26 protein-coding genes are annotated in these 20,692 nt (G+C 42.0%); 19 read left to right on the top strand and 7 right to left on the bottom strand.

Annotated elements, in window-relative coordinates; genetic code table 11:
- Nucleotides 1-73: 73 nt before the first annotated feature.
- From NCCP133_RS09765 to NCCP133_RS09745, 5 genes are all read left to right on the top strand, one after another.
- On the top strand, nucleotides 74-1,060 hold the full coding sequence (locus NCCP133_RS09765) for a nuclease-related domain-containing protein (RefSeq protein WP_264804745.1): 987 nt from the start codon (nucleotides 74-76) through the stop codon (nucleotides 1,058-1,060).
- Nucleotides 1,061-1,205: 145 nt separating this feature from the next.
- Entirely contained in the window at nucleotides 1,206-1,454 is a 249-nt protein-coding gene (locus tag NCCP133_RS09760) for a hypothetical protein (protein ID WP_264804818.1), read from the top strand.
- 219 nt (nucleotides 1,455-1,673) lie between these two features.
- Entirely contained in the window at nucleotides 1,674-2,747 is a 1,074-nt protein-coding gene (locus tag NCCP133_RS09755) for a Fe(3+) ABC transporter substrate-binding protein (RefSeq protein ID WP_264804744.1), read from the top strand.
- Between the two features lie 2 nt (nucleotides 2,748-2,749).
- Entirely contained in the window at nucleotides 2,750-4,396 is a 1,647-nt protein-coding gene (locus NCCP133_RS09750; protein ID WP_264804743.1) for an ABC transporter permease, read from the top strand.
- On the top strand, nucleotides 4,393-5,091 hold the full coding sequence (locus NCCP133_RS09745) for an ABC transporter ATP-binding protein (RefSeq protein WP_264804742.1): 699 nt from the start codon (nucleotides 4,393-4,395) through the stop codon (nucleotides 5,089-5,091). The genes NCCP133_RS09750 and NCCP133_RS09745 overlap by 4 nt, the downstream gene beginning before the upstream one ends.
- Before the next feature lie 296 nt (nucleotides 5,092-5,387).
- Here NCCP133_RS09745 and NCCP133_RS09740 read toward each other — a convergent pair whose 3' ends face one another.
- From NCCP133_RS09740 to liaG, 4 genes are all read right to left on the bottom strand, one after another.
- On the bottom strand, nucleotides 5,388-6,104 hold the full coding sequence (locus tag NCCP133_RS09740) for a 3-ketoacyl-ACP reductase (RefSeq protein WP_264804741.1): 717 nt from the start codon (nucleotides 6,102-6,104) through the stop codon (nucleotides 5,388-5,390).
- A 383-nt stretch (nucleotides 6,105-6,487) separates the two neighbouring features.
- Complete coding sequence (locus tag NCCP133_RS09735) at nucleotides 6,488-6,724, bottom strand: C39 family peptidase (protein ID WP_264804740.1); 237 nt, start codon at nucleotides 6,722-6,724, stop codon at nucleotides 6,488-6,490.
- A gap of 32 nt (nucleotides 6,725-6,756) precedes the next feature.
- Complete coding sequence (locus tag NCCP133_RS09730; RefSeq protein ID WP_264804739.1) at nucleotides 6,757-7,179, bottom strand: C39 family peptidase; 423 nt, start codon at nucleotides 7,177-7,179, stop codon at nucleotides 6,757-6,759.
- Between the two features lie 122 nt (nucleotides 7,180-7,301).
- Nucleotides 7,302-8,159 (bottom strand): LiaG family protein, encoded by an 858-nt coding sequence (gene liaG, locus NCCP133_RS09725; RefSeq protein WP_264804738.1) that lies wholly within the window; start codon nucleotides 8,157-8,159, stop codon nucleotides 7,302-7,304.
- A 175-nt stretch (nucleotides 8,160-8,334) separates the two neighbouring features.
- Here liaG and NCCP133_RS09720 point away from each other — a divergent pair, with 175 nt between their 5' ends.
- The 8 genes from NCCP133_RS09720 (at nucleotide 8,335) to NCCP133_RS09685 (ending at nucleotide 12,476) form a co-directional block, all read left to right on the top strand.
- Nucleotides 8,335-8,538 (top strand): hypothetical protein, encoded by a 204-nt coding sequence (locus NCCP133_RS09720; RefSeq protein WP_264804737.1) that lies wholly within the window; start codon nucleotides 8,335-8,337, stop codon nucleotides 8,536-8,538.
- A gap of 106 nt (nucleotides 8,539-8,644) precedes the next feature.
- Complete coding sequence (locus NCCP133_RS09715; protein WP_264804735.1) at nucleotides 8,645-9,199, top strand: tyrosine-type recombinase/integrase; 555 nt, start codon at nucleotides 8,645-8,647, stop codon at nucleotides 9,197-9,199.
- A gap of 16 nt (nucleotides 9,200-9,215) precedes the next feature.
- A complete protein-coding gene (locus tag NCCP133_RS09710; protein WP_264804734.1) occupies nucleotides 9,216-10,706 on the top strand; it encodes a potassium/proton antiporter in 1,491 nt (496 codons plus the stop codon).
- 54 nt (nucleotides 10,707-10,760) lie between these two features.
- A complete protein-coding gene (locus tag NCCP133_RS09705) occupies nucleotides 10,761-10,904 on the top strand; it encodes a DUF5643 domain-containing protein (protein WP_264804733.1) in 144 nt (47 codons plus the stop codon).
- The gene (locus NCCP133_RS09700) at nucleotides 10,901-11,146 is read left to right on the top strand and encodes a hypothetical protein (RefSeq protein ID WP_264804732.1); all 246 of its coding nucleotides are present in this window, start codon (nucleotides 10,901-10,903) and stop codon (nucleotides 11,144-11,146) included. Before NCCP133_RS09705 ends, NCCP133_RS09700 begins: the two co-directional genes overlap by 4 nt.
- Before the next feature lie 248 nt (nucleotides 11,147-11,394).
- Entirely contained in the window at nucleotides 11,395-11,586 is a 192-nt protein-coding gene (locus tag NCCP133_RS09695) for a helix-turn-helix transcriptional regulator (RefSeq protein ID WP_264804731.1), read from the top strand.
- Nucleotides 11,579-12,157: a peptide deformylase gene (gene def / locus NCCP133_RS09690; RefSeq protein WP_264804730.1), complete on the top strand. Its 579-nt coding sequence runs from the start codon at nucleotides 11,579-11,581 to the stop codon at nucleotides 12,155-12,157. The genes NCCP133_RS09695 and def overlap by 8 nt, the downstream gene beginning before the upstream one ends.
- A 106-nt stretch (nucleotides 12,158-12,263) precedes the next feature.
- Entirely contained in the window at nucleotides 12,264-12,476 is a 213-nt protein-coding gene (locus NCCP133_RS09685; RefSeq protein ID WP_264804729.1) for a hypothetical protein, read from the top strand.
- 35 nt (nucleotides 12,477-12,511) lie between these two features.
- On the opposite strand, the gene NCCP133_RS09680 is transcribed toward NCCP133_RS09685, so the two are convergent.
- Nucleotides 12,512-12,643: a hypothetical protein gene (locus NCCP133_RS09680; protein ID WP_264804728.1), complete on the bottom strand. Its 132-nt coding sequence runs from the start codon at nucleotides 12,641-12,643 to the stop codon at nucleotides 12,512-12,514.
- A 433-nt stretch (nucleotides 12,644-13,076) separates the two neighbouring features.
- Here NCCP133_RS09680 and NCCP133_RS09675 point away from each other — a divergent pair, with 433 nt between their 5' ends.
- The 4 genes from NCCP133_RS09675 to NCCP133_RS09660 all read left to right on the top strand — a co-directional run bounded on the left by NCCP133_RS09675 (nucleotide 13,077) and on the right by NCCP133_RS09660 (nucleotide 16,516).
- Nucleotides 13,077-13,907, top strand: coding sequence for an amino acid ABC transporter substrate-binding protein (locus NCCP133_RS09675; protein WP_264804727.1), 831 nt, complete (start codon nucleotides 13,077-13,079; stop codon nucleotides 13,905-13,907).
- Nucleotides 13,894-14,595 (top strand): amino acid ABC transporter permease, encoded by a 702-nt coding sequence (locus tag NCCP133_RS09670; RefSeq protein ID WP_264804814.1) that lies wholly within the window; start codon nucleotides 13,894-13,896, stop codon nucleotides 14,593-14,595. Before NCCP133_RS09675 ends, NCCP133_RS09670 begins: the two co-directional genes overlap by 14 nt.
- Nucleotides 14,596-14,620: 25 nt before the next feature.
- Nucleotides 14,621-15,355 carry an amino acid ABC transporter ATP-binding protein gene (locus NCCP133_RS09665; protein WP_264804725.1) on the top strand — a complete coding sequence of 245 codons (735 nt, stop codon included), beginning with the start codon at nucleotides 14,621-14,623 and terminating at the stop codon, nucleotides 15,353-15,355.
- 525 nt (nucleotides 15,356-15,880) lie between these two features.
- Nucleotides 15,881-16,516, top strand: coding sequence for a universal stress protein (locus tag NCCP133_RS09660; RefSeq protein ID WP_264804724.1), 636 nt, complete (start codon nucleotides 15,881-15,883; stop codon nucleotides 16,514-16,516).
- Between the two features lie 54 nt (nucleotides 16,517-16,570).
- Here NCCP133_RS09660 and NCCP133_RS09655 read toward each other — a convergent pair whose 3' ends face one another.
- Together NCCP133_RS09655 and spoIIP are read right to left on the bottom strand one after the other, a co-directional pair.
- Entirely contained in the window at nucleotides 16,571-17,326 is a 756-nt protein-coding gene (locus tag NCCP133_RS09655) for a (S)-benzoin forming benzil reductase (RefSeq protein WP_264804723.1), read from the bottom strand.
- 326 nt (nucleotides 17,327-17,652) lie between these two features.
- Nucleotides 17,653-18,789 carry a stage II sporulation protein P gene (gene spoIIP, locus NCCP133_RS09650; RefSeq protein ID WP_264804722.1) on the bottom strand — a complete coding sequence of 379 codons (1,137 nt, stop codon included), beginning with the start codon at nucleotides 18,787-18,789 and terminating at the stop codon, nucleotides 17,653-17,655.
- Nucleotides 18,790-18,936: 147 nt separating this feature from the next.
- On the opposite strand from spoIIP, the gene NCCP133_RS09645 reads away from it, so the two are divergent.
- Both NCCP133_RS09645 and NCCP133_RS09640 read left to right on the top strand, forming a co-directional pair.
- Nucleotides 18,937-19,701: a FixH family protein gene (locus NCCP133_RS09645; protein ID WP_264804721.1), complete on the top strand. Its 765-nt coding sequence runs from the start codon at nucleotides 18,937-18,939 to the stop codon at nucleotides 19,699-19,701.
- A gap of 102 nt (nucleotides 19,702-19,803) precedes the next feature.
- A complete protein-coding gene (locus NCCP133_RS09640; protein WP_264804720.1) occupies nucleotides 19,804-20,586 on the top strand; it encodes a DUF4931 domain-containing protein in 783 nt (260 codons plus the stop codon).
- Nucleotides 20,587-20,692 lie beyond the last annotated feature (106 nt).

The following is a 20,692-nucleotide window of genomic DNA, read 5'->3' as shown; positions in this document are numbered from 1 at the left end:
TTCGCCCAAGAGGCAGGAAATAGACTTCTTCAAGCAGAATTTTAAGCTGAAATATAAAGAAAGGAGTTTAACTATGATTGTTAAATCAAAAACGAAGCCGCTCATACTTCGGCAAATGGAGGCTCTTTTGAACAGAATTCCGGATAACCATTCAAAAAGGAAATTAATCGAAGAGGATTTTGCTAAACAAATGGCAGGCTATAAAGGTGAAAAGTCACTTGAGTATCATTTAAGCTACCTCCCGGAAAAAGAATCCTACGTATTCCATGATTTAAGGCTTTTTAACAAACAGCATTTCTTTCAAATTGATGTCCTCATTCTCACACCATTTTTCCTATCCATCCTTGAGGTAAAAAACATTTCAGGTTCACTTTACTTTAACTCGGCATACACCCAGCTGGTTCGTAGAATTGAAGATAAAGAGGAAGGTTTTCCAGATCCCGTGGCACAGGTGAAAAGACAAGCCTTTCACTTAAAATGCTGGCTGGAGGAGCAAAACATTCCTATGCCGCCGATCGAGCCCCTGGCCGTTATAGGCAATGAAAGGTCCGTCATCAAATTCGACCCCCGTGATAAAATGAATCTCCACTTGGTTATTCCCCCTGCAGAAATTCCCTCTAAAATCAATTACTTTAGAAATAGATACAAGACTGAAGCTCATACCAACAGGCAGTTAAAGAAGCTCATTTCTAAACTGACAATCAGCCATACTCCCCTTTTATCAAAGATTCTGCAGCGATATCAAATTAGTCCCGCTGAGTTAAAACAAGGAGTCCAATGCCATAAATGCACCTCCTTTCCGATGATAAGATTGCATGGGAGATGGAGTTGTCCAGCGTGCAATCAACTCTCCAAAGATGCACATATTCAATCCCTTCAGGAATACTCTTTTCTAATTAGCCAATCGATCTCAAATGCTCAAGCAAAGAAATTTTTACAAGTAGAATCAAGAGATTCAGTTAAAAGACTTCTGCAATCAATATCCTTGAAGACCATAGGAACAAAACGGGGAACTAAATACCTCCTGGATTTTTTCGCTGACAATCCTGACTCCCTCTAGTAAAGTTAACTACATTAATAGTCAGGCTATGGAAAGATACAGGAAAACTTGAATTTGCTGTCAGGCAATTTTGAACAAGCAAATACTGCGCTGTTTGATTATGTTGAGGGCCAAAATCCTAATCTGGCTCAAGGCCAACAATATCTTGAGAAAAAAAGGTAGGGTAGAAGGCCTTCAGCAGCAGCTGCTACAAATTTCTGCAGCAATTAATCAAGCAAATAATGGGTTGACTAAACTGCAAGGAGGAGGAACATTCGCCGCGATGATGTCATCCGGAATGCTTTCACTAGTGCAGATTGCTTCGATTGTTCTTGTCGGACTCATGCTATATGCACTGGTCATGCTGCCGCTATTCATCCCGGTCATGGTCAAAAACTTCGGCCAGGCAAACTGATGGCCATTTAAGAGAAGTGCAAATTAATTTTATTGGGGGCTGTCTTTAAGGCGTCTCTTTTTTGCATAAAAATTTTTTTGACTTTTACAATCAAAGCCAATCAAAACATTTGCTAATTTCATAGCAAAAAATTATTGACGAAACAAATAGGGGTATGTAGAATAAAGTAAATGATAATAATTATCATTTTCAAATACATAAATAGAGGTGGAAAGAAACATGAACTTATCAAAATTACTCAAGCCTTTTATTACAACGGCTGCTTTAACACTAACACTTGCTGGATGTGGGGGAGAAAACACTTCTGAGGGTGAAAAAGACACCGCTTCAAAAAAGGAAGAGCAGGTTGTAAATGTCTACACTGCCAGACACTATGAAGCAGATGAACAGGTATATAAAGACTTCTCAGAGGAAACAGGCATTAAAGTTAATGTCGTTAAAGGTGAAGCAGAAGAGCTGATTGAGCGTTTAAAGCGTGAAGGGGAAAGTACAGAAGCGGATTTATTTATTACTGTTGATGGCGGTGTCCTTGCTCATGCAAAAGATAATGATATCCTTCAGCCGGTCGAATCCGATGTAATCAGCGAAAATGTACCTGAGAGCATGCGTGACAAAGAAAATAAATGGATTGGAATGTCGACAAGAGCGCGTGTAATTGTGTATGCGAAGGATAGAGTCACACCAGATCTATTATCAACATATGAAGATTTAACAAGCGAAAAGTGGAAGGGCAAAGTGCTTGCCCGTTCTTCAACTAGCCTTTACAACCAATCACTGCTTGCTTCTTTCATTGAATTAAATGGGGAAGAAGCTGCCGAAGAATGGTCTGCAGGCATTGTGAAAAACTTTGCCCGCCAGCCTGATGGCGGTGATCGCGACCAGGCAAAAGCAATTGCAGCCGGTACGGGTGATATAGGAATTATGAATTCGTATTATGTAGGGCTTCTTGCTAACTCATCTGACCCAGAAGAAGTGAAGGTAGCAGAAGGTCTAGGGGTATTCTTCCCTAACCAGGAAACGAACGGCACACATGTCAACATCAGCGGAATAGGTTTAACGAAGCACAGCAAGAACCCTGAAAATGCTACGAAACTGATTGAATATATGACTGGCAAAGAGGCACAGGAATATTTATCAGCAAACAACTACGAGTTCCCTGTTAACCCTGAAGCGGAAAAGCCGGAAATCCTTAAATCATGGGGCGACTTTAACATGCAGGAGCTTGACTTTGACACTTTAGGAAAACATAATCAAAAGGCGATTGAAATCTTTAATAAAACAGGCTGGAAGTAATAATGAATACTGAATCTGTTAAACAATTCTTTCGAAAAGATTTTAACGGATGGTGGCTGGTAAGCTTGATGGGGGCGGCAATGATTTTGCTGCCCATCTTGTTTATCTTTTTTTCTATTTTCCAGGAACCTAATGAAAACTGGTTCCAAATTAGGGAATATTTATTAAAGAATTATGCTGCCAATACGATTATCCTGGTTGTGCTTACAGGTGTTCTTACGGCTGCTTCGGGGGTAAGCCTTGCCTGGCTCATTGCTGCATATGATTTTCCAATGAGGCGTTTTTTTAGCTGGGGGCTTATTCTGCCTCTAGCCATTCCTCCTTATATCGCAGCCTACACCTATAGAACGATGTTAAGCTATACAGGAGTCGTCCAGGTGACATTAAGGAACCAATTCGATTATCTGATTAATCCTGAATGGCTATCCATATCCTCTCTCAGAGGTGCAGTATTTATATTTACTCTATTTCTGTTTCCGTATGTATATATTATTTGCAGGGCTTTTCTTGAAAATCAAAGCTCTTCGTTCCTTGAAAACGCAAGGCTTCTTGGGAGAAAACCTTTTTCCATTTTTGTAAGAATCATATTGCCTCTTTCAAGACCGGCAATAGTGGCTGGTGCTGTGCTTGTCATTTATGAAGTTTTAAGTGATTATGGTGTCACAAGCTACTTTGGGATCCATACGATTACGACGGCCATATTCCAGACATGGTTTGGAATGTATGATGCCGATTCAGCCATGAGGCTGGCAGCATGGCTAATGGTAATCATTGTTGGATTATTCTTTATTGAAAAATTGCTCAGACAGGGAAGACGGTATAATATCAGCAGCAAAGCAAGGCCTTTGGTACGCCAAAAGCTAAAGGGATTTCCGGCTGCGGCTGCTGTTATTTATTGCTCTGTGATCTTCCTGCTTGGGTTTTTTATACCGGTGGTTCAGCTGCTGGCATGGTCCCGGCTGACTTTCACCAAGGTTTGGAATGACACTTTCTTTACACTATTAAACCAGACTGTTTTTGTTGGAATGCTTTCTACGGCACTTATTCTTTTGTTTGCCGTTATAATCGCAAATGTAACACGGTCGCATTCTTCCGGAGCCTACATTTTATCCAAGCTTGCGACAACAGGCTACTCGATTCCAGGGGCGATCATTGCCATTGGAGTCCTCGCGCTATTTATAGAACTTGATTCTTTGCTTGCACCGTTTTACTCTTATATGGGATGGGGAAAAGCTCCTCTTATCTTAAGTTTATCACTCGCCATGCTGGTGATTGGCTACACCATACGATTTATGGCAACAGGTTTTAATGCTGTAGAAATCGGATTTGAGAAAATAGGGACCAAATATACAGAAGCATCAAGAATGTTGGGATTTGGCGTAACGAAGACCTTTTTCAAGATTGATTTACCTTTGATTAAAGGGGCTTTATTCAGCGGATTTATTTTGACATTTGTTGAGATTATTAAGGAGCTGCCTTTAGCTTTGCTGCTTAGGCCCTTTAACTTTGATACTCTTGCCACGAAGACCTACCAATACGCAAAAGATGAGATGATTTTTGAAGCGTCCATCCCTTCACTTATGATTATTATCATAAGTGTCTTATCTGTTGCGGTGTTCCAAATGATTGATAAGAAGGTGAAGAAATGAAGATCATTTCGATTCATAATCTGACATTTTCGTTTCCTAAGACCAGTATTCCCGTGATTGAGGATTTTTCCTTTTCAATGGGCGAGGGTGAAATTGTTGGCATACTCGGACAGAGCGGCAGCGGAAAGAGTACGCTCCTTCGATTGATTTCCGGACTTGAAATCCCGAAGGCGGGAAGTATCAAAATCGCCGGTTCAGAAGTAGCCGGCAAAAAGACTTTTGTACAGCCGGAAGATCGCGGAGTGGGTATGGTATTTCAGGATTACGCCCTTTTCCCCCATATGTCAGTGAAAGAGAATCTTTTATTTGGTTTGTCCCGATTGCTCCGAAAAGAAAGAAATCCGCGTGTCCAGGAGATGCTTGAACTCGTGCAGATGACCGATTTTGAGAAACGGTATCCACATCAGCTAAGCGGCGGGCAGCAGCAGCGGATTGCTCTGGCGAGGGCTCTTGCGCCCAAACCGAAATTGCTGCTGATGGATGAGCCATTCAGCAATTTGGATGCCAATTTAAAAGGTTCAATCAGGAATGAGCTTCGGGAAATATTGAAAAGGGCGAATATGACTTGCATGATGGTGACGCATGATAAAGAAGATGTTGAGGCCATTTGTGATAGAAGCATTGTATTTGGAAAGCATGGGGAAAAGCAATCTGAAGTGCTTGACAATGAAAGTAGCCTCACTTATGTAAGATAAATGTTTTTAACTAGACTTGCCATCAGGAGAGTCATTTTTCTTTTGAACGGCCATGCATAAGGAAAGCGGAAGCGCCTTGCCCACGAAGGAACGCAGACTAAGAACACCACGTCCTGTGGAGGCGGCTGCATGACCCGCATCCTCTCAAAAGCTGCCGCTTTAAGTCGTGCGATGCTGATGCTGACGAAGCCTTCCTTGTCTTTGACCTTGCGCTGGACAGTTATCGACGTTCAAAATTTTATATTTTCTAACTCAATAAAAAAGCAGACCGTAAATCGATCTGCTTCTCCCATACCTTATGGATTTGTCGACCACATACCGGCTGTTTTAACAAACACGCGCGGATTCAATTTCAGCTGCGCAACAATGAATTCGGCCAGGTCTTCCGGCTGCATAACCTTTTCAGGGTTGCCGTCTGTCAGATTTGTTTCAATCGCAAGATCAGTGGCAACTGTGCTTGGAGTCAGTGCGCTAACACGGATGTTATGCTTGCGAACCTCTAGCATAAGCGACTCTGTCAAGCCTAATACAGCAAATTTGGATGCGCTGTATGCGCTTGTAACAGGTGCGCCTTTTTGGCCGGCTGTGGATGCAATGTTGATAATGTCTCCGGATTTCTGCTCGATCATTTCAGGCAGAACAGCTCGTGTGACATGATATACACCCATTAAGTTCACTTGGATGATGCTTTCCCATTCCTCAGGAGAGAGTTCGAGAAAGCCGCCAAATTTGGCAATGCCGGCATTGTTAATCAGGATATCCACAGTGCCAAGGTCTGATTTAATATGCTCGACAGCATGCGTCACGGCTTCAAGGTCGGCAACATCTGCCGCTGCAGCAGAAACATTTACATCGTACTGGCTAAGTTCATCTGCCGCTTTCTCAAGATTTTCAATGGTGCGGCCCAACAGCCCGATGTTGACGCCTTCCTTTGCAAGTGCGATCGCAGTTGCGCGCCCAATGCCTCTGCCTGCGCCTGTAATAAGGGCAGTTTTGCCTTTTAATGTATACATTTTGGTTTTCCTCCTCTAAAAAAAATCAATCATATACTACCAAAAAGATTGTAAATTTCCTAATAAACCGCCTTCGAATATCTCATATTTGTAGACAAGTCCCCCATAAGGTAAGTTCGTGTTCATATTAAAGGAGGGTTCCCATGAGACTAAGTGTGCTGGACCAATCAGTGACATGTCACCCGATCAGAGGGGAAGGTTCCGTTCAGTTATACACAACTAACCGTTTGACTTTTTCCATTACTCAGAAGTAATCCACAATTTTTGGGTGTTTTTAATCAATTCATCCACATAAGGTGGATAACCTAACTATATTCATGAGTTATCCATATGGCAAAATTAATTGCATCTAAAAAGTTATCCCCATGCCAGTGAATCAAATATTAATCCACATACGTAATAGCCTGCTTTCCCATCTGCTCCCTGCCTGCTATAAATTCATCCTTCGGGTATTGGGTATTTTTCTCTTTTAGCGGGTCATTTGCGTAAATGTTGTTCTTATCATAGCCTGTGACTAAAACGGCGTGCATCCGGTAGGTGACTTTTACGGGGCCATCTTTTGTTTCCCAAGTTTCCCATTCGGATTCAGGCAGGACGTCGTAGGTGCTGGTAATAACCACCCATACAGGGCTGCCTTCATCGAGCTGGTCAATTACCTTATTAAAATCGCTGCTGTTAAATCCTTAATTTGTCCTGGCAGATATTTTTCCGCGAGTTCTGCAACCGGCTCATGATAGGCACCAAAACCCGGTTCATCTAATGTCCGCATATTTCCTACAAATCCTTCATGGATGTTGCCTTTGTAGCCACCTCTTTCAAAAGGGACCTGTTTGATTTTTTCGGCAAGCTCCATTTTATCCGTATCTTCTTCCGCATGATTCAACAGCATCGCCAGGCTTGTTACTTTACAGCCTCTTTCAAGCTCTGGCTTCTGCAAATAATGCGGAGCCTCAATAAGTACTTTCCCGTCTTTTTGTTCAGCAGATTCAGTCTGATGATTCTGGCTTGTGTTCCAGGAAGGAGCTGAACAGCCTGTCAGCAAGACAGCGCTCAGCAGAATTGCTTTCCTCAACATTCACACTCCTTTAAATATTTCATTTAACAAAATATTAGGTATAAGACTATTACCCCATGAAATTCGGTGCTAATCCTTACCAGCCACACAAAAAAAGTCCGTTTTCCCGGACTTTTTAAATCTTACTTAATATCAGCTTTCCCACTCGACACAGAGACACTCACAGCATATTTACCTGAACCATGCTTGCCGGAAATATCGTTTTTATTGCGAGTTTCATCATCCAAGTCAAAGCTTGAGCTTATATGCCCGCTGCTCGCTTTTCCTTTCAGGGTAAAATCGGCATCATCAGGCAAATCGAGGCGAACAAAGCCTGAACTAGCTTGTACATTTACCGAATCAGTTAATTGATCCATCATAATATCGAGGTGTCCTGAGGAAACTTCAGCATCCAGTTTGCCCTGGTAGTTTCGAATCTTAACTCTGCCTGAGCTCATATCGATTTCTCCGGTGCCGGCAGCTATGTGATCGGCATCCATCATACCTGATGACCCTTCATGCTCAAATTCATCTGCTTTCATATTGGAAAGGCTGACTTTTCCTGAGCTCATATCCACCTTCAGTTTTTCAAGCTGGAAAGGATTGCTTTTGGATTCGCCGTTAAAATTCAAACGGCCGGAGCCAATATTAATGGACATGGACTTGCTGTAGGCTTCCGGAATGTAGATCTTCAAATTGCTTTTGTTTTTAAAAAATTGGAAGCCGTCAAGCCACTTCCGCTTGAATTCCACATGCACTTCATCTCCGGACTTGTTGACCGTAACTTTGCCTTTGCCATCAAGCTCTGCTCTGACATCATTGCGCTTTTCCGGAATAATGATCGTGTCTGAGCCGGAGACATCGATGCTGATCAAGTCGGTTTGATTGTTTATGGACGCTTGTGTACTGCCGCCGCCAAATGTCATCCAGCTATTAACGCCTGTAAATAAAATATATGATCCTACCAAGATAATAAAGATCGCAAAAATCCGCTTCACCATAATCCCTGCTTTCATTCTTAAGTTTTCTTACCTTTATTTTATGAAAAAGTGGAGCTATGCACATTGAGCCGCAGATTTAATTTCCACTAAGACTTAAGGTGTACAGACTTGCAGGAAAAAAGATTCTCTTTTTACGGGCTGTATTTTATCATAAAAGGAAAAAACAGGAGATCACATGAGAAAAAAAGGAATTCCGCAGCAAGGGTTTTGCTGGATTCATGGTGAAGGTGCTGGGGCCACCGCGCGGGCTGAAGGGTATACAATAATTGTCCTTGAAACGGACGCAGCTTGGGAGAGTGCAGTGCAGTCGGACTCTATAAAAACACAGGCTATAAAAAGTGTTGTCAGGAAGAAGGAATGCTCCATCTCTTTAAGCTGATTTAGAGGACTTGCTCAAAAGCAGGTCCTTTTTTTCAGGTCTTATGAAGTGCAATGTTACATAATATATTTTATAATAAACTTATGTTACATTACAGGGTGATTAAATGAAAACGGTTGAAGCGATAAAAGATATTCATAAGCTTGATTCAATGAAAAGATATCTGCAGCAAAGATCTGCCCGTGACTATTGTTTGTTTATCTTAGGCATAAATACCGGTGTCCGCATCCATGATCTTTTGAACCTCTATGTATCGGATGTGTTCGAAGACGGTCAAGTTCTCCCCTTTCTCAATTCTTCTCAATACAGCAACCCGCCTGTTTATTTAAACCCGAGTGTCCGTCAATCCATACAAAGTTGGATGGAGGAAGGTTCTCTTACATCTGAAGATCACTTATTTAAATCCAGAAAGGCCAATGCACCGATTACCCGGCAGCAGGCCTACCGAATCTTAAATGAAGCCGCAAAAGAAGCGAAGATCGAAGGCCCTGTCGGCACTCATACGCTTCGGAAGACATTTGCCCTGCACGCCTATCGTAAGGGGATTGCGATCTCTTTGATCCAAAAAAGGCTGCAGCAATCCTCTCCAGCGGAAACACTGGCTTACCTCTCTATTTCTGACCGATATTCCATCCCTGTTGTTCTGGATGTAAATCTATAGAAAGAAGGTGATGAAATTGGCTGAATTTATCTGGCAAACAGATGCACTTATTTTATTGGCAGCAACACTCTTTCTCATCGGTGTCCTCACAACAAAGTTCTCCGCACACCTCGGTGTGCCTGCCCTTGTTCTCTTTATTGCAGTCGGAATGGCATTGGGTCATTTCATTTACTTTGATAACGCGAGACTTGCGCAGATGATTGGTGTGCTTGCTTTTATCATCATTTTGTTTGAGGGCGGACTGCAGACCAAATGGAAAACGGTAAAAACTGTAGCAGGTCCCTCCTTATCATTGGCAACCATCGGCGTTCTGATCACTACTGGCGTTGTGGCTGTCGCTGCGAAGTTCATCCTTGGGGTGGATTGGCAGGTTGCCATTCTATTTGGCGCAATCGTCGGCTCGACAGATGCTGCAGCGGTATTTGCTGTGCTTAAAGGGCAAAATATCAAGCCGAGGATCGCTGCTACGCTTGAGGCCGAGTCAGGTTCGAATGATCCAATGGCGGTGTTTTTGACAGTTGCAATGATAAATCTGATTACAATCCCGGAATCCAACATCTTTAACCTCATCGGTTCATTCTTTATCCAGATGAGTGTAGGGTTATTGCTCGGGCTGATATTTGGTAAATTTGCTGTCTTTGCCTTAAACCGGATCAACTTAGACTCGAGTGGGCTTTATCCTGTATTCGCAACCGGTTTTGCCCTGCTGACGTATGGCATTACTGCTTTTTTCAGTGGAAGCGGGCTTCTTGCTGTCTATATTGCCGGCATTATCATCGGAAATGCCGATATAGCTTACCGCCATTCAGTCTTTCGTTTTACAGAAGGCTTTGCCTGGATGATGCAAATCTCGATGTTCGTTATTTTGGGGCTGCTTGTTTTCCCGGGAGAGCTATTTCATGTAGATATATTATTGAAGGGCCTTGCCATTTCTGCTCTTTTGATCCTTGTAGCCAGACCTGCAGCAGTATTTCTGTCTACGCTGAAAATGGGGTACACCTATAAAGAATTGACTTTTCTATCATGGGCCGGACTAAAAGGAGCAGTGCCGATCGTGCTGGCTACGTTCCCGCTTTTATCCGGAGTAGAAGGCAGCTATGAAATATTCAATGTGATCTTTTTCGTCGTCCTGACCAGCACCCTTGTCCAGGGATCCACCATCACTTTATTAGCCGAAAAACTTGGTTTAACCGGACCTGAAAAGGCAACGCCCATGCATTCTCTGGAACTTGTTTCCCTCGGAAAAGCGGATGCCGAAATGATTCAATATGAAATTGAACGTGATGCTGTTATTATCGGGCAAAAGCTAGTGGATATCCCGTTTCCTGAAGGCGCACTCGTCAATGCCATCATCCGGAAAGAAGAGCTTATAACCCCAACAGGAAATACCGCGATTGAACAAGGAGACATTCTTTATATCCTTACGAAAAGAAAACAAAAAAGAGAGCTTAAGCAGCTGCTGAAAAAGAAAAAGCTGACGGAAGAACTGGCAGAAGCAGAGGCATAGCATACTTTTGAAAATGGATCTGTCCTTAAAGACAGGTCTATTTTTATTTTTATAATGAATGAGACGGTAACCATTAAAGGGCAGAAAATGACCATAAAGAATATAACAGTCTACCCGCTCGGGGTTGCCGTCCAGGTTGCCTATGATCCGAATAACAGCAAGAAAATCTTTGAGTATCAGGAAGGCTTTCAAAAGTGAATTGGGAAGATGATCTGCTGATGTATACTCTTGATACAAACGAAGAATTCAATTACTTTATTTTTAATAGTGTGAAGGATGCTAATGGAAAAGATATATATGAAGGTATCTCCTCATCGTACCGGGAAGATGGGAATAAACAAAAAATCGGCATCTCCATTCCAGCAAAAGAGCAGGCCGGTTATGAAAATCCAATAAATTGGAATTATCCTTCTTTTCTTCCTGGATTGAGGGAGATGTGAAAGTGAAGATTAAGTAGTTCTTAAACCAGTTTGGGCAGTCGGTCCATGCTGGTTTTTTTACCCGAAAAGCAATTTCGCTGATAAATTTGGATTTTCGCTCATAAAAGAGAGGGTTCGCCGATAAAACGAAAAAATCGCCGATAATAATAATTTTTCATTAGTAACCTCTCCATAATGTCCAAAGTATTGGACACCGCAGCAAACAAAATGATACGATAAAATCCTATTCAGCCCACAAAGGTGATGGAATGAAGAATAAAATGAAAGAATTCCGGAAAAGGCTGGGGATTACACAGGAAATGCTTGCAAAAGAGTGCAATGTGGTCAGGCAAACGATCAATTGCATTGAAAATGATAAGTATGATCCAACCTTAGAGCTCGCTTTTAAAATTTCCAAAACATTAAATGCAAAGGTAGATGAGTTATTTATTTATGAGTAAATTTGATGCAACTTCAATCATTACGATGAAAGATATCGTGCGGGAAGGCGATCCGATTTTGCGCGAAGTGACAAAGGAAGTGCCGGTGCCTTTGACAGAAGAGGACCGTGGAACGCTGTTTGCAATGATGCAGTACCTGAAAAACAGCCAGGACCCGGCGATGGCAAAAAAGGTTGGATTGCGTCCTGGGGTGGGGTTATCAGCCAATCAAATCGGCCTCAATAAGCGCATGTTTGCTGCTTATTTTGCCGATGAGAAAGGAGAGCCGCAAGAGCATTATATGATCAACCCGAAAATAATCAGCCATTCAGTCGGCGTCATTTTTCTGCCGGATGGAGAAGGGTGCCTATCTGTGGATCGTGACGTGAAAGGCTATGTACCGCGTTATGAGCGCATTAAGGTGAAAGCCTATAATCTTGATGGCGAGCAAATGACTCTCCGGTTCAAGGGTGTTCCTTCCATCATTATGCAGCATGAGATCGACCATCTGAACGGAATTATGTTTTACGATCGAATTGATAAAAACGACCCGTTCAAAGTGCCGGAAAACTCAGTAATGGAGAACTTTTAGCATAGAATCCGGTTCTATGCTTTTTTGTTTTGCTATAGACAACTGTGGTAAATATTCTATAGCTATTTATCGCACACTATAACGAAAAGAAAAGGAGGATGAGGAAATGGATGAAAAAACCGCCGAAACAAATAGGAAGCTAAATGAAAAGCTGGAAGATCAGACTGTCCACTCCCAAGTGAACATCAACACGGAAACAGAAGATGCGAATCTGAAGCTGCAGGAAGCGATGAATAACGGGGAAGAGCAGCAGAACATGGCCCCAACGTACTTGTATAACAATACACCCGCTATTAAAATTTCAGGGGATAATGAATAGGAAAACCGGCTCCTTAATAAAAGCCGGTTTTTTCTTTAATCCAGATCCGTTTTACTTTTTTGATCTTTATTTCTTTTATTGCCTTTGCTGTTATCTCCGCTGACCGGTGATTGGTTTCCTCTTGGGGAATTCTGATTTTTGCTGCCTTTGTTGAATTTCTTCGTCATGTCGATTCTCCTTTCTTAAAAATGCTCCCTTATTTTCTCTAAATCATCCATCTTTTATCCGGACTGCTTTTCATGATTCCTTTTTGAAACGCATATACATCTAAGAGGATGATTATGGAGGGATCTGATGAATGAAATAGGTTTGACGCCCTGGGAGGAGCACGCCTTTTGGCTGGAGACTCTAGAGGATCATTCAATCTTTGTAAAAAGCTAAGTTTCTATGCTCCCGAGCTGGCTGAAGAATCTTAAAAATGTTCGCTTAAAAGTCTTCTTATTAAATGAGGAGCTACCTAAACCTTCCTGGAAAAGGAAGGTTTTTTATTTTTTCTGCAATAAAACATAAGTAGTAAAGTATGTACTTTAGGAAAGAATAGTAAAGGAAAAAACTGAATAAAACGCTGATTAAGCCAATGAGAATTAGGAGGTATTACAGATGAGAAAGTTTTTTATTTTCTTTGTCATTTTATTTAGTTTTGTCTTATTCATAACAGGTTGCGGAACAAATAAAGCCAATCCAGAAACTCAGAAGCAAAATACTTCAGAGGAAAAAGGAGAAGTACGGGATTTATGGGCAAAAGTCCAGGATGAAGGAAAGTTGTTAATTGGTACAGAAGGAACTTATCCTCCATTTACATTCCATGATGATAAAGGAGAACTCACCGGTTTTGATGTGGAGATCTCTAAGGAAGTTGCCAAAAGGCTTGAAATTGAGCCTGTTTTTTTCGAGACTCAATGGGATGCGATGTTTGCCGGATTGGATTCAAAGCGATTTGATATGGTTGCAAACCAGGTAGGCATTCGGCCTGATCGCCAGGAAAAGTATGATTTTTCGGATCCGTATATTTCTTCTTCTGCAGTACTCATCACGCACGAATCCAATAATACGGTTTCAAGTTTTGATGACATAGAGGGATTAAAAGCTGCACAGTCCATGACAAGCAATTATGCGGATTTGGCCAAGTCGAATGGGGCGGAAATTGTAGGGATAGAAGGATTCAATCAAGCAATTGAGCTAATCAACTCAAAACGTGCCGATGTTACTATCAATGATAATTTATCCTTTTTAGATTTCAAGAAGAAAAAACCTGATGCACCCGTTAAAATTGTTGCAGAATCTGAAGATGCCTCACAAAGCGGCCTCATGTTCCGCAAGGGAAGTGACACATTGATGGATGAAGTCAATATAGCCTTAAACAGCATGATGGAAGATGGGACCTTTTTAAAAATCTCGGAAAAATGGTTTGGTGAAGATGTACTTAAATAGTCTTTTTACAGACCCAGAACGAGTATCCAGGCTTATAGAAATTGGCAGGAGCTCTTTCCAGCCGCTGCTTGAAGGGGCTATTATTTATACCATTCCATTGACGCTCATTTCTTTTGTTTGCGGACTGGCATTGGCAATTTTGGCGGCTCTTGCACGTATTTCAAGCAATAAACTGGAACAAATAATAGCTGGAATTTATGTATCTGCAATAAGGGGGACTCCACTTCTTGTTCAGCTTTTTATCATTTTTTACGGTCTGCCCACAATCGGTATCATTATCGATCCCTTCCCATCGGCTATTATAGGATTTTCATTAAATGTAGGAGCCTATGCTTCTGAAATAATACGGGCAGCTATATTATCGATCCCTAAAGGGCAATGGGAGGCTGGGTACTCAATAGGCATGTCGTATCGTCAAACACTTAAAAGAATTATTCTTCCGCAGGCATCCAGAGTCTCAATCCCTCCTCTTTCAAATACATTTATCAGCCTTGTGAAGGATACATCTCTTGCCTCTATGATCCTGGTTACAGAGATGTTCAGAAGAGCGCAGGAAATAGCAGCAACCAATTATGAATTTTTGCTTCTCTATATGCAGGCTGCTCTCATTTATTGGATAATTTGCTTTTTGCTCTCCATCGTGCAGGGAAGGATTGAAAATCGGCTTGACCGATATGTTTCTTCATGAAAAGGTTAAACAAGGAGCATTTTCAATGATTAAGATAAAGGATTTGCATAAGCAGTTTGATCAGCTAAAGGTATTAAAAGGCATTAATCTCTACGTGGCTAAAGGAAAAGTAATCGTGGTGATTGGCCCATCGGGATCTGGAAAAACAACTTTATTGCGCTGCTTGAATGTGCTGGAAGAGCCTACATCGGGGCAAATTGTGATTGATGATCAAGTTCTTGACTTCTCACAGCAGGTGCCAAAAAGAAAGATCCCTTCTTTCCGCCGCCTTACAGGGATGGTTTTTCAGAATTACAATCTCTTTCCCCATATGACTGCCCTGGAAAATGTAATGGAAGGACCGGTGACTGTAAAAGGTGAAAAAAAAGAGACTGTTCGAAAAAAAGCCGAAATCCTTTTAGGAAAAGTAGGATTAGGGGACAAGATCAACTACTATCCCTTTCAGCTCTCGGGCGGCCAGCAGCAGCGGGTAGGGATTGCGCGCGCTCTGGCAATGGAGCCGAAGGTCATGCTATTTGATGAACCTACTTCGGCATTAGATCCAGAGCTTGTTGGAGAAGTACTGAAAGTAATGAAGGACCTTGCCAATGAAGGAATGACAATGGTCATTGTTACCCATGAAATGAGATTTGCCAGAGAAGCAGCAGATGAAGTCATTTTCATAGATGGCGGTGTAATTGTGGAACGCGGCAAGCCTGAACAGATATTCTCTGCTCCAAAAGAGGCACGCACCCAACAATTTTTAAGTCTAATTCAATAAAATAAAAGCTGTTTTTGTATAGTTTGCTGTTTTTCAACTGCTAAGTCCCGTTAGCCACTAGTTAATTGGAGCGTTGGAGCATTTGATCCTCGAGAGATAATAATCGCATGTTCATCGTGCGGTGCTTATTTGAAGAGGATCTCATCTCTCCCCGCAAGGTTCGCTGAGCGAAAATCAACAGGCAAAATGTAAAAGGAAAAACAACAATTTCTTAGAAATAATAAAAGAACTCCGCCGAATTGTCGGTGGAGCTTGTATTGCTTAGAGGAACGAGTGAAATTTTTTGCGAAAAAAAGGCTTCCAATCTGGAAGCGAAAAAAAGGGGGATTACACTTGTAGGATTAGTATGGCCAGGGCTGGTCTCCTTTATTCACATTTTCAAAAAAATTCAATAACCTCATTAAAAATGATGCGGGAACGGCATTGCTTATGGGAGAAACACATGAAATATCACTGTTTCACCCAGGTTTATTCTACGTGATGGGTGCTATACTGAATATATGATCAGGTGAGAGAGGTGTGGAGATGAGGGAGAATATTTTAATATGTGTCAGCAATCCCAACCATGCGGAAAGACTTGCACAAAGAGGCAAAATCCTGAAGGAGGCTTTCAACGGGGAGGGATATATTCTTTCGGTGGAAAATCGGAAGCATGAAGATCTTGAATTTAATGATCTGCAAACAAAGTTCCTGTTCGAAAGTCTGGCAGAGAAATATGGACTAAAGATGCTCTCAAGGCACTCCGATGGCAAAAAAATAGCCAAGGTCATCTCTGAAGTGGCAGAGGAATATAAAATCACCCAGATTGTCCTTGGGCAGGCTGTCCAGACAAGGCTGGAACGGATGGTGAAACATTCGCTGACCAATGATCTATTTGAGGACCTTGAAGGTGTGGACGTGCATGTCGTGGAAGTTTCAAGAAGGGTATATGATGCATCTGAAGAATGGGATAAAGGTTTCCCAGCCCAGCTTGTCAAGAAGGGGCCGGAGTATCATTTAACGATTGGGGAAAAGCAGGAGAAGGGAATTGACGGCATCTTTTTCAAAGAATTATCATCCGATTTCTCGAACGGCTTTTTTGTGATCCAGCGGGGCCAAAACCATGAAGTAGTCCGAGTTCATCATGGAGTCGTGGACAGTGACATTTTACAAAAGGAATAATCGCAAAAAAGCCGGCTGTCTTAAAGGCAGCCGGCTTCTTTATGTGTGACTCTCCTAGATCAGGTCATTTACATGATAAACTTTACCGTTCTCGATTTCCTTCTCCAGCAGCAGGTCAATCAGTGCATCTGCAACGGTGTCTGTATCTCGAAGCATGCCCTTTTCCTTAAATGCCTGGAATTTTTTAAGGTCATGAAAATCTTCTTTTGCAGATGAACGGATTGTTCCCTGCATATCTGTGTCCATGACTCCGGGACTGTAAGCGATGATTTTATGCCTCGTCCCTGCCGTTTGCTGCTCAAGTGCAGCGGTTTCTGTGAACATATTGACACCGGCTTTTGTACTGCAATAAGCGCTCCACCCCTGTATGGGTCTTTCCGCAGCACCTGATGTAATGTTGACGATTGTCATATCACTTAATGCTTCACTCAGCAGAATGTTCGAGATGATAAAAGGTGCAATCAAATTAACATGAACATTTTGGATTAACGCCTTATGATCCAGGCTGCCGGCTGTTCCAATCGGACTGATGACACTTGCATTATTAAAAACATAGAGTGCTTCTGTCTTCTTTTCCTGCAATAATGCTGTAATCTCTTTAAAGGCAGATTCAATTTCATCAGACGATGCCAGATTGCAGAAATAGTGACCATAAAAGACTTCATGTTCTGCGGCAAGTTCTGTCAGCTCAGGATTTTCTGTTCGCGAAACAGAGATGATGCCAGTTCCTTCTTTAATCATACGCTTCGCAATGGAAGCGCCCAGCCCTTTTGAGGCACCTGTGACAATGGCCAGCTTCAATCGTATCACTCCTCTTTGCTCATAGAATGTTCATTTTGTTTATGAACTTAGCCCGTCAATTTTTACTGCGGGCTCATGCTTTCCGCGGGGAGGAACAGAGCTCCTCGACCTTTACGAAAACTGCCTTTCTGTTATCTTTATTAAAACAGAAAAGAATAAATTTTTCCTCTATCAGCTATTTCGGCTGTAACGTTTCATTTCATCTTCAACCAGGTTGATGACCGAAACAATAACTCCCGAGAACAGACTGGCCACCGTAATGGTGCTGAAATCAAACAGAAGGTACATGAAATAGAGTGCTTAAAAATGTAAACAAAAGACAATAATGGCTTGCACTAATTCGCTTTTGCATTGACCGGTTCTGCCTTCCAGTAATATTCACTGAACACTTCTGCAAATGCTTTAACTGAATTGTCCAGCTCAGCCTGGTTATTTTCCACTCCGCCAAATTCAAGCAAAAGCGCCCTGCTGGAAAGATCCTGGTTGTAGATACCATTTCCCTCGCTCTTTCCCTTCACAAAAACCCCTCTGCTGATTCCCTTATACTTTGCTTCAAGAACTTTATGAAGATCAGTAGCTACTTTAAGATTCTGTTCATAGTTTTTATGCTCTTTCCCTACGATAAAAAACAGGCGGGCATATTGCTTTTCGCCGATTAATACGGTTGTTTTCTCCCTCGGCAGTGAATCTCTGTGAATATCAATCAAGAATTTGACATCTTTATTCTCAGCCATGGCGGTTTGCACGGTCTCTCTTGAAAGAGAATAGGAGTTTTCCCAATTCCAGCCTTTCTTTTTTAATTCAGCCGCCGTATTGGTTTTATCATGCTCGGCCCCTATGCCTTTTTTCGCAAGCTCTTCACTCAGTTTGCTGCCGACAGTGATGATATTTACCTGCTTATTTGGGCTTACAGCTTCATCTGTGCCTTTTACGTCCTTTAAAAGGGGAGCAAACGACTCCCAGCTATGAGAGTGATAGATAAAAACCCCCTTTTTCGCTGGAATAACCGGCGGCGTGGCGCTGTCTTCATTCTCTTCGGCATCCATGGCAAGTTCTTTTTCTTTTAGCAGGACTTCAAGAGGGGGGGCCGACTCGACTGGAAGATTGGTAAAATCGGTTCCCTCACCGGCAACGGCTATGCCAGTGTCGAAGGTTGAAAAGCCGGGAAGTTCACGCCCAAGGAATGTTCTGATATCCTGAGGCTGTGTATTTGTGGCCAGCTTAAATAGCGTCCCGGAAAGGGAATAGCTTTCAGCAGGTGCAGCGCTTAAGAAATAATGATTTTCTGCCTTTAGGAAATGAATGAACAGCTGATCAGCCTTAATATCCTTAAGCAGCATGTTTACATGGGATGATGAAAAAGTCGAAGGATAAATTGTGACAATCCCGGCGAGAACCAAAACCGCAATCATGCTGAAAAGCCAGCTGTTTATGCAAAAGAATATAGAATGCACTCTTATATTTGAATTCATATGGATCCCTCCATCTCTTTAAATATATGACGGATAAGCTAATTTAGAAAAGGGTCTTTAATTTTTTTAAAAGATTTCATCGTTTTATCACAAATGTCTTTTATATTTAAGTTATCAAAAGTAAAAATAGAAAAGAGGGACTTTAAATTGAAAAAGGCATTATTTATTATAATAGCAAGCTTCCTGGTTCTTAGCGGGTGCAGTCAGTCTGAACAGGGAGAGTCCAAGGAAGCTGAAGAAGTGCCGCAAATTATTGATGCAGTATTGATGGTGCCTGAAACGCTGGATACAGGAAAGGAAGCTTCCCTTGCTGTTACCATAAAACAAGGCAGCGAAGCCGTAACGGATGCGGATGAAGTGAAATTTGAGATTTGGAAGGAAGGAAAAAAAGAAGATAGTGAAATGGTGGAAGCGAAGCATGATTCAGAGGGAATTTATACTGCAAATTATACATTTCCCGAAGAAGGCATTTACTCTATTCAATCCCATGTTACCGCAAGAAGCCAGCATACAATGCCAAAGGTTTCGGTTCAAGTTGGCGATGTGAAAACAGAGGACGCTGGACATGAGCACGAACATGAGAAAAATGGGCATGAAGAAGGCCAATCCCACAGCCATGGAGGAGATGTATCCATCCTTCTTCAGGCACCAGATCACGTTCATGCAAAAGAACAAACAGGCTTATCTGTTGCGCTTGAAAAAAACGGCAAGCCGCTGACAGAAGCAAAAGTGAAGCTGGAAATTTCGCTAAATGGAGGAACGCCACAATGGGTGAACCTTTCTGAAACTGAAGCAGGCACATACACGGCTGACCATACTTTTTCTGATGCCGGCACATACATCATCACTACGCATGTGGAAAAAGGCGATGACATCCACGAGCATACTGAAACTGAATTAACGGTTGATTAAAGTGCCGGGTACCTATACCAGTTGATCCAATTGGTATAGGTACCTGCTTTGTGTTTTCATGATAAAATAGGGAGAGAGATTATAGAAAAGCAGGTGTAAGAGATGTCAGATACTCATTTGCATTTTAATACCGGGATTGGAGTCCAGAAGCCCAATAGCATTCGAAATAAGGACATCAGCTGCCCTTTTTGTGCGAGGGAGGAGCTGAGGGATATTATTGCGGTTGAAGATTCGATTATGTTACTGAAGAATAAGTATCCTGTTTTGGAAAATGCCTATCAAACGGTGCTGATTGAAACGGATGAATGTGACAGCGAGCTGTCCGTCTATCCGGAGGATCATTTGATCAGGCTTCTTTCATTTGGGTTAAAACATTGGCTTCAAATGGAAGAAAGCGGGAAATATGAATCGGTTCTTTTTTTCAAGAATCACGGGCCTTTATCAGGAGGAAGCATTGCACACCCCCATATGCAGATCGTTGGGCTGAAAAAGATCGATTATAAGGAAAAAATCCTGGCTAGGGATTTCGAAGGGCTCCTCATTCATGAGGAAAGCGATACGGTTTTCACTTTGTCTACTTCACCGAGAATTGGATTTTATGAATTCAATGTCAAGCTTTCTAACCATGAAGTTATCCCGTACTTTGCCAAATGCATCCAGGCGGCTGCCCATTATATTTTGAATGCTTTCTCTTTCCCATGCAATAGCTATAATTTGTTCTTCTATAAGCTGGACAAGGATATTTACGCGAAAATTGTTCCCCGTTATGTAACCACCCCGATTTTTATCGGCTATAGCATTCCACAAGTGCCTAATAATCTTGAATGGATGAGAGAGGATATGAAAGTGCGTTATTTCAGCAGGGATAGAAAATATAAGTCGTAATACAACGAAAGGAATAGGCGGAATAGGCACCAAGGCAGAATGTTCTCTTATTATACTAGGCCAATATAATCATTTGCGCTTTGAAACAAACTTGAAATAATACCCA

It is taken from the genome of Cytobacillus sp. NCCP-133, from assembly GCF_026011715.1.
Taxonomy (GTDB): Bacteria; Bacillota; Bacilli; order Bacillales; family Cytobacillaceae; genus Cytobacillus.
Note: the sequence above shows the minus strand (reverse complement) of the source record. Positions and strands in the feature narration are given on the sequence as shown.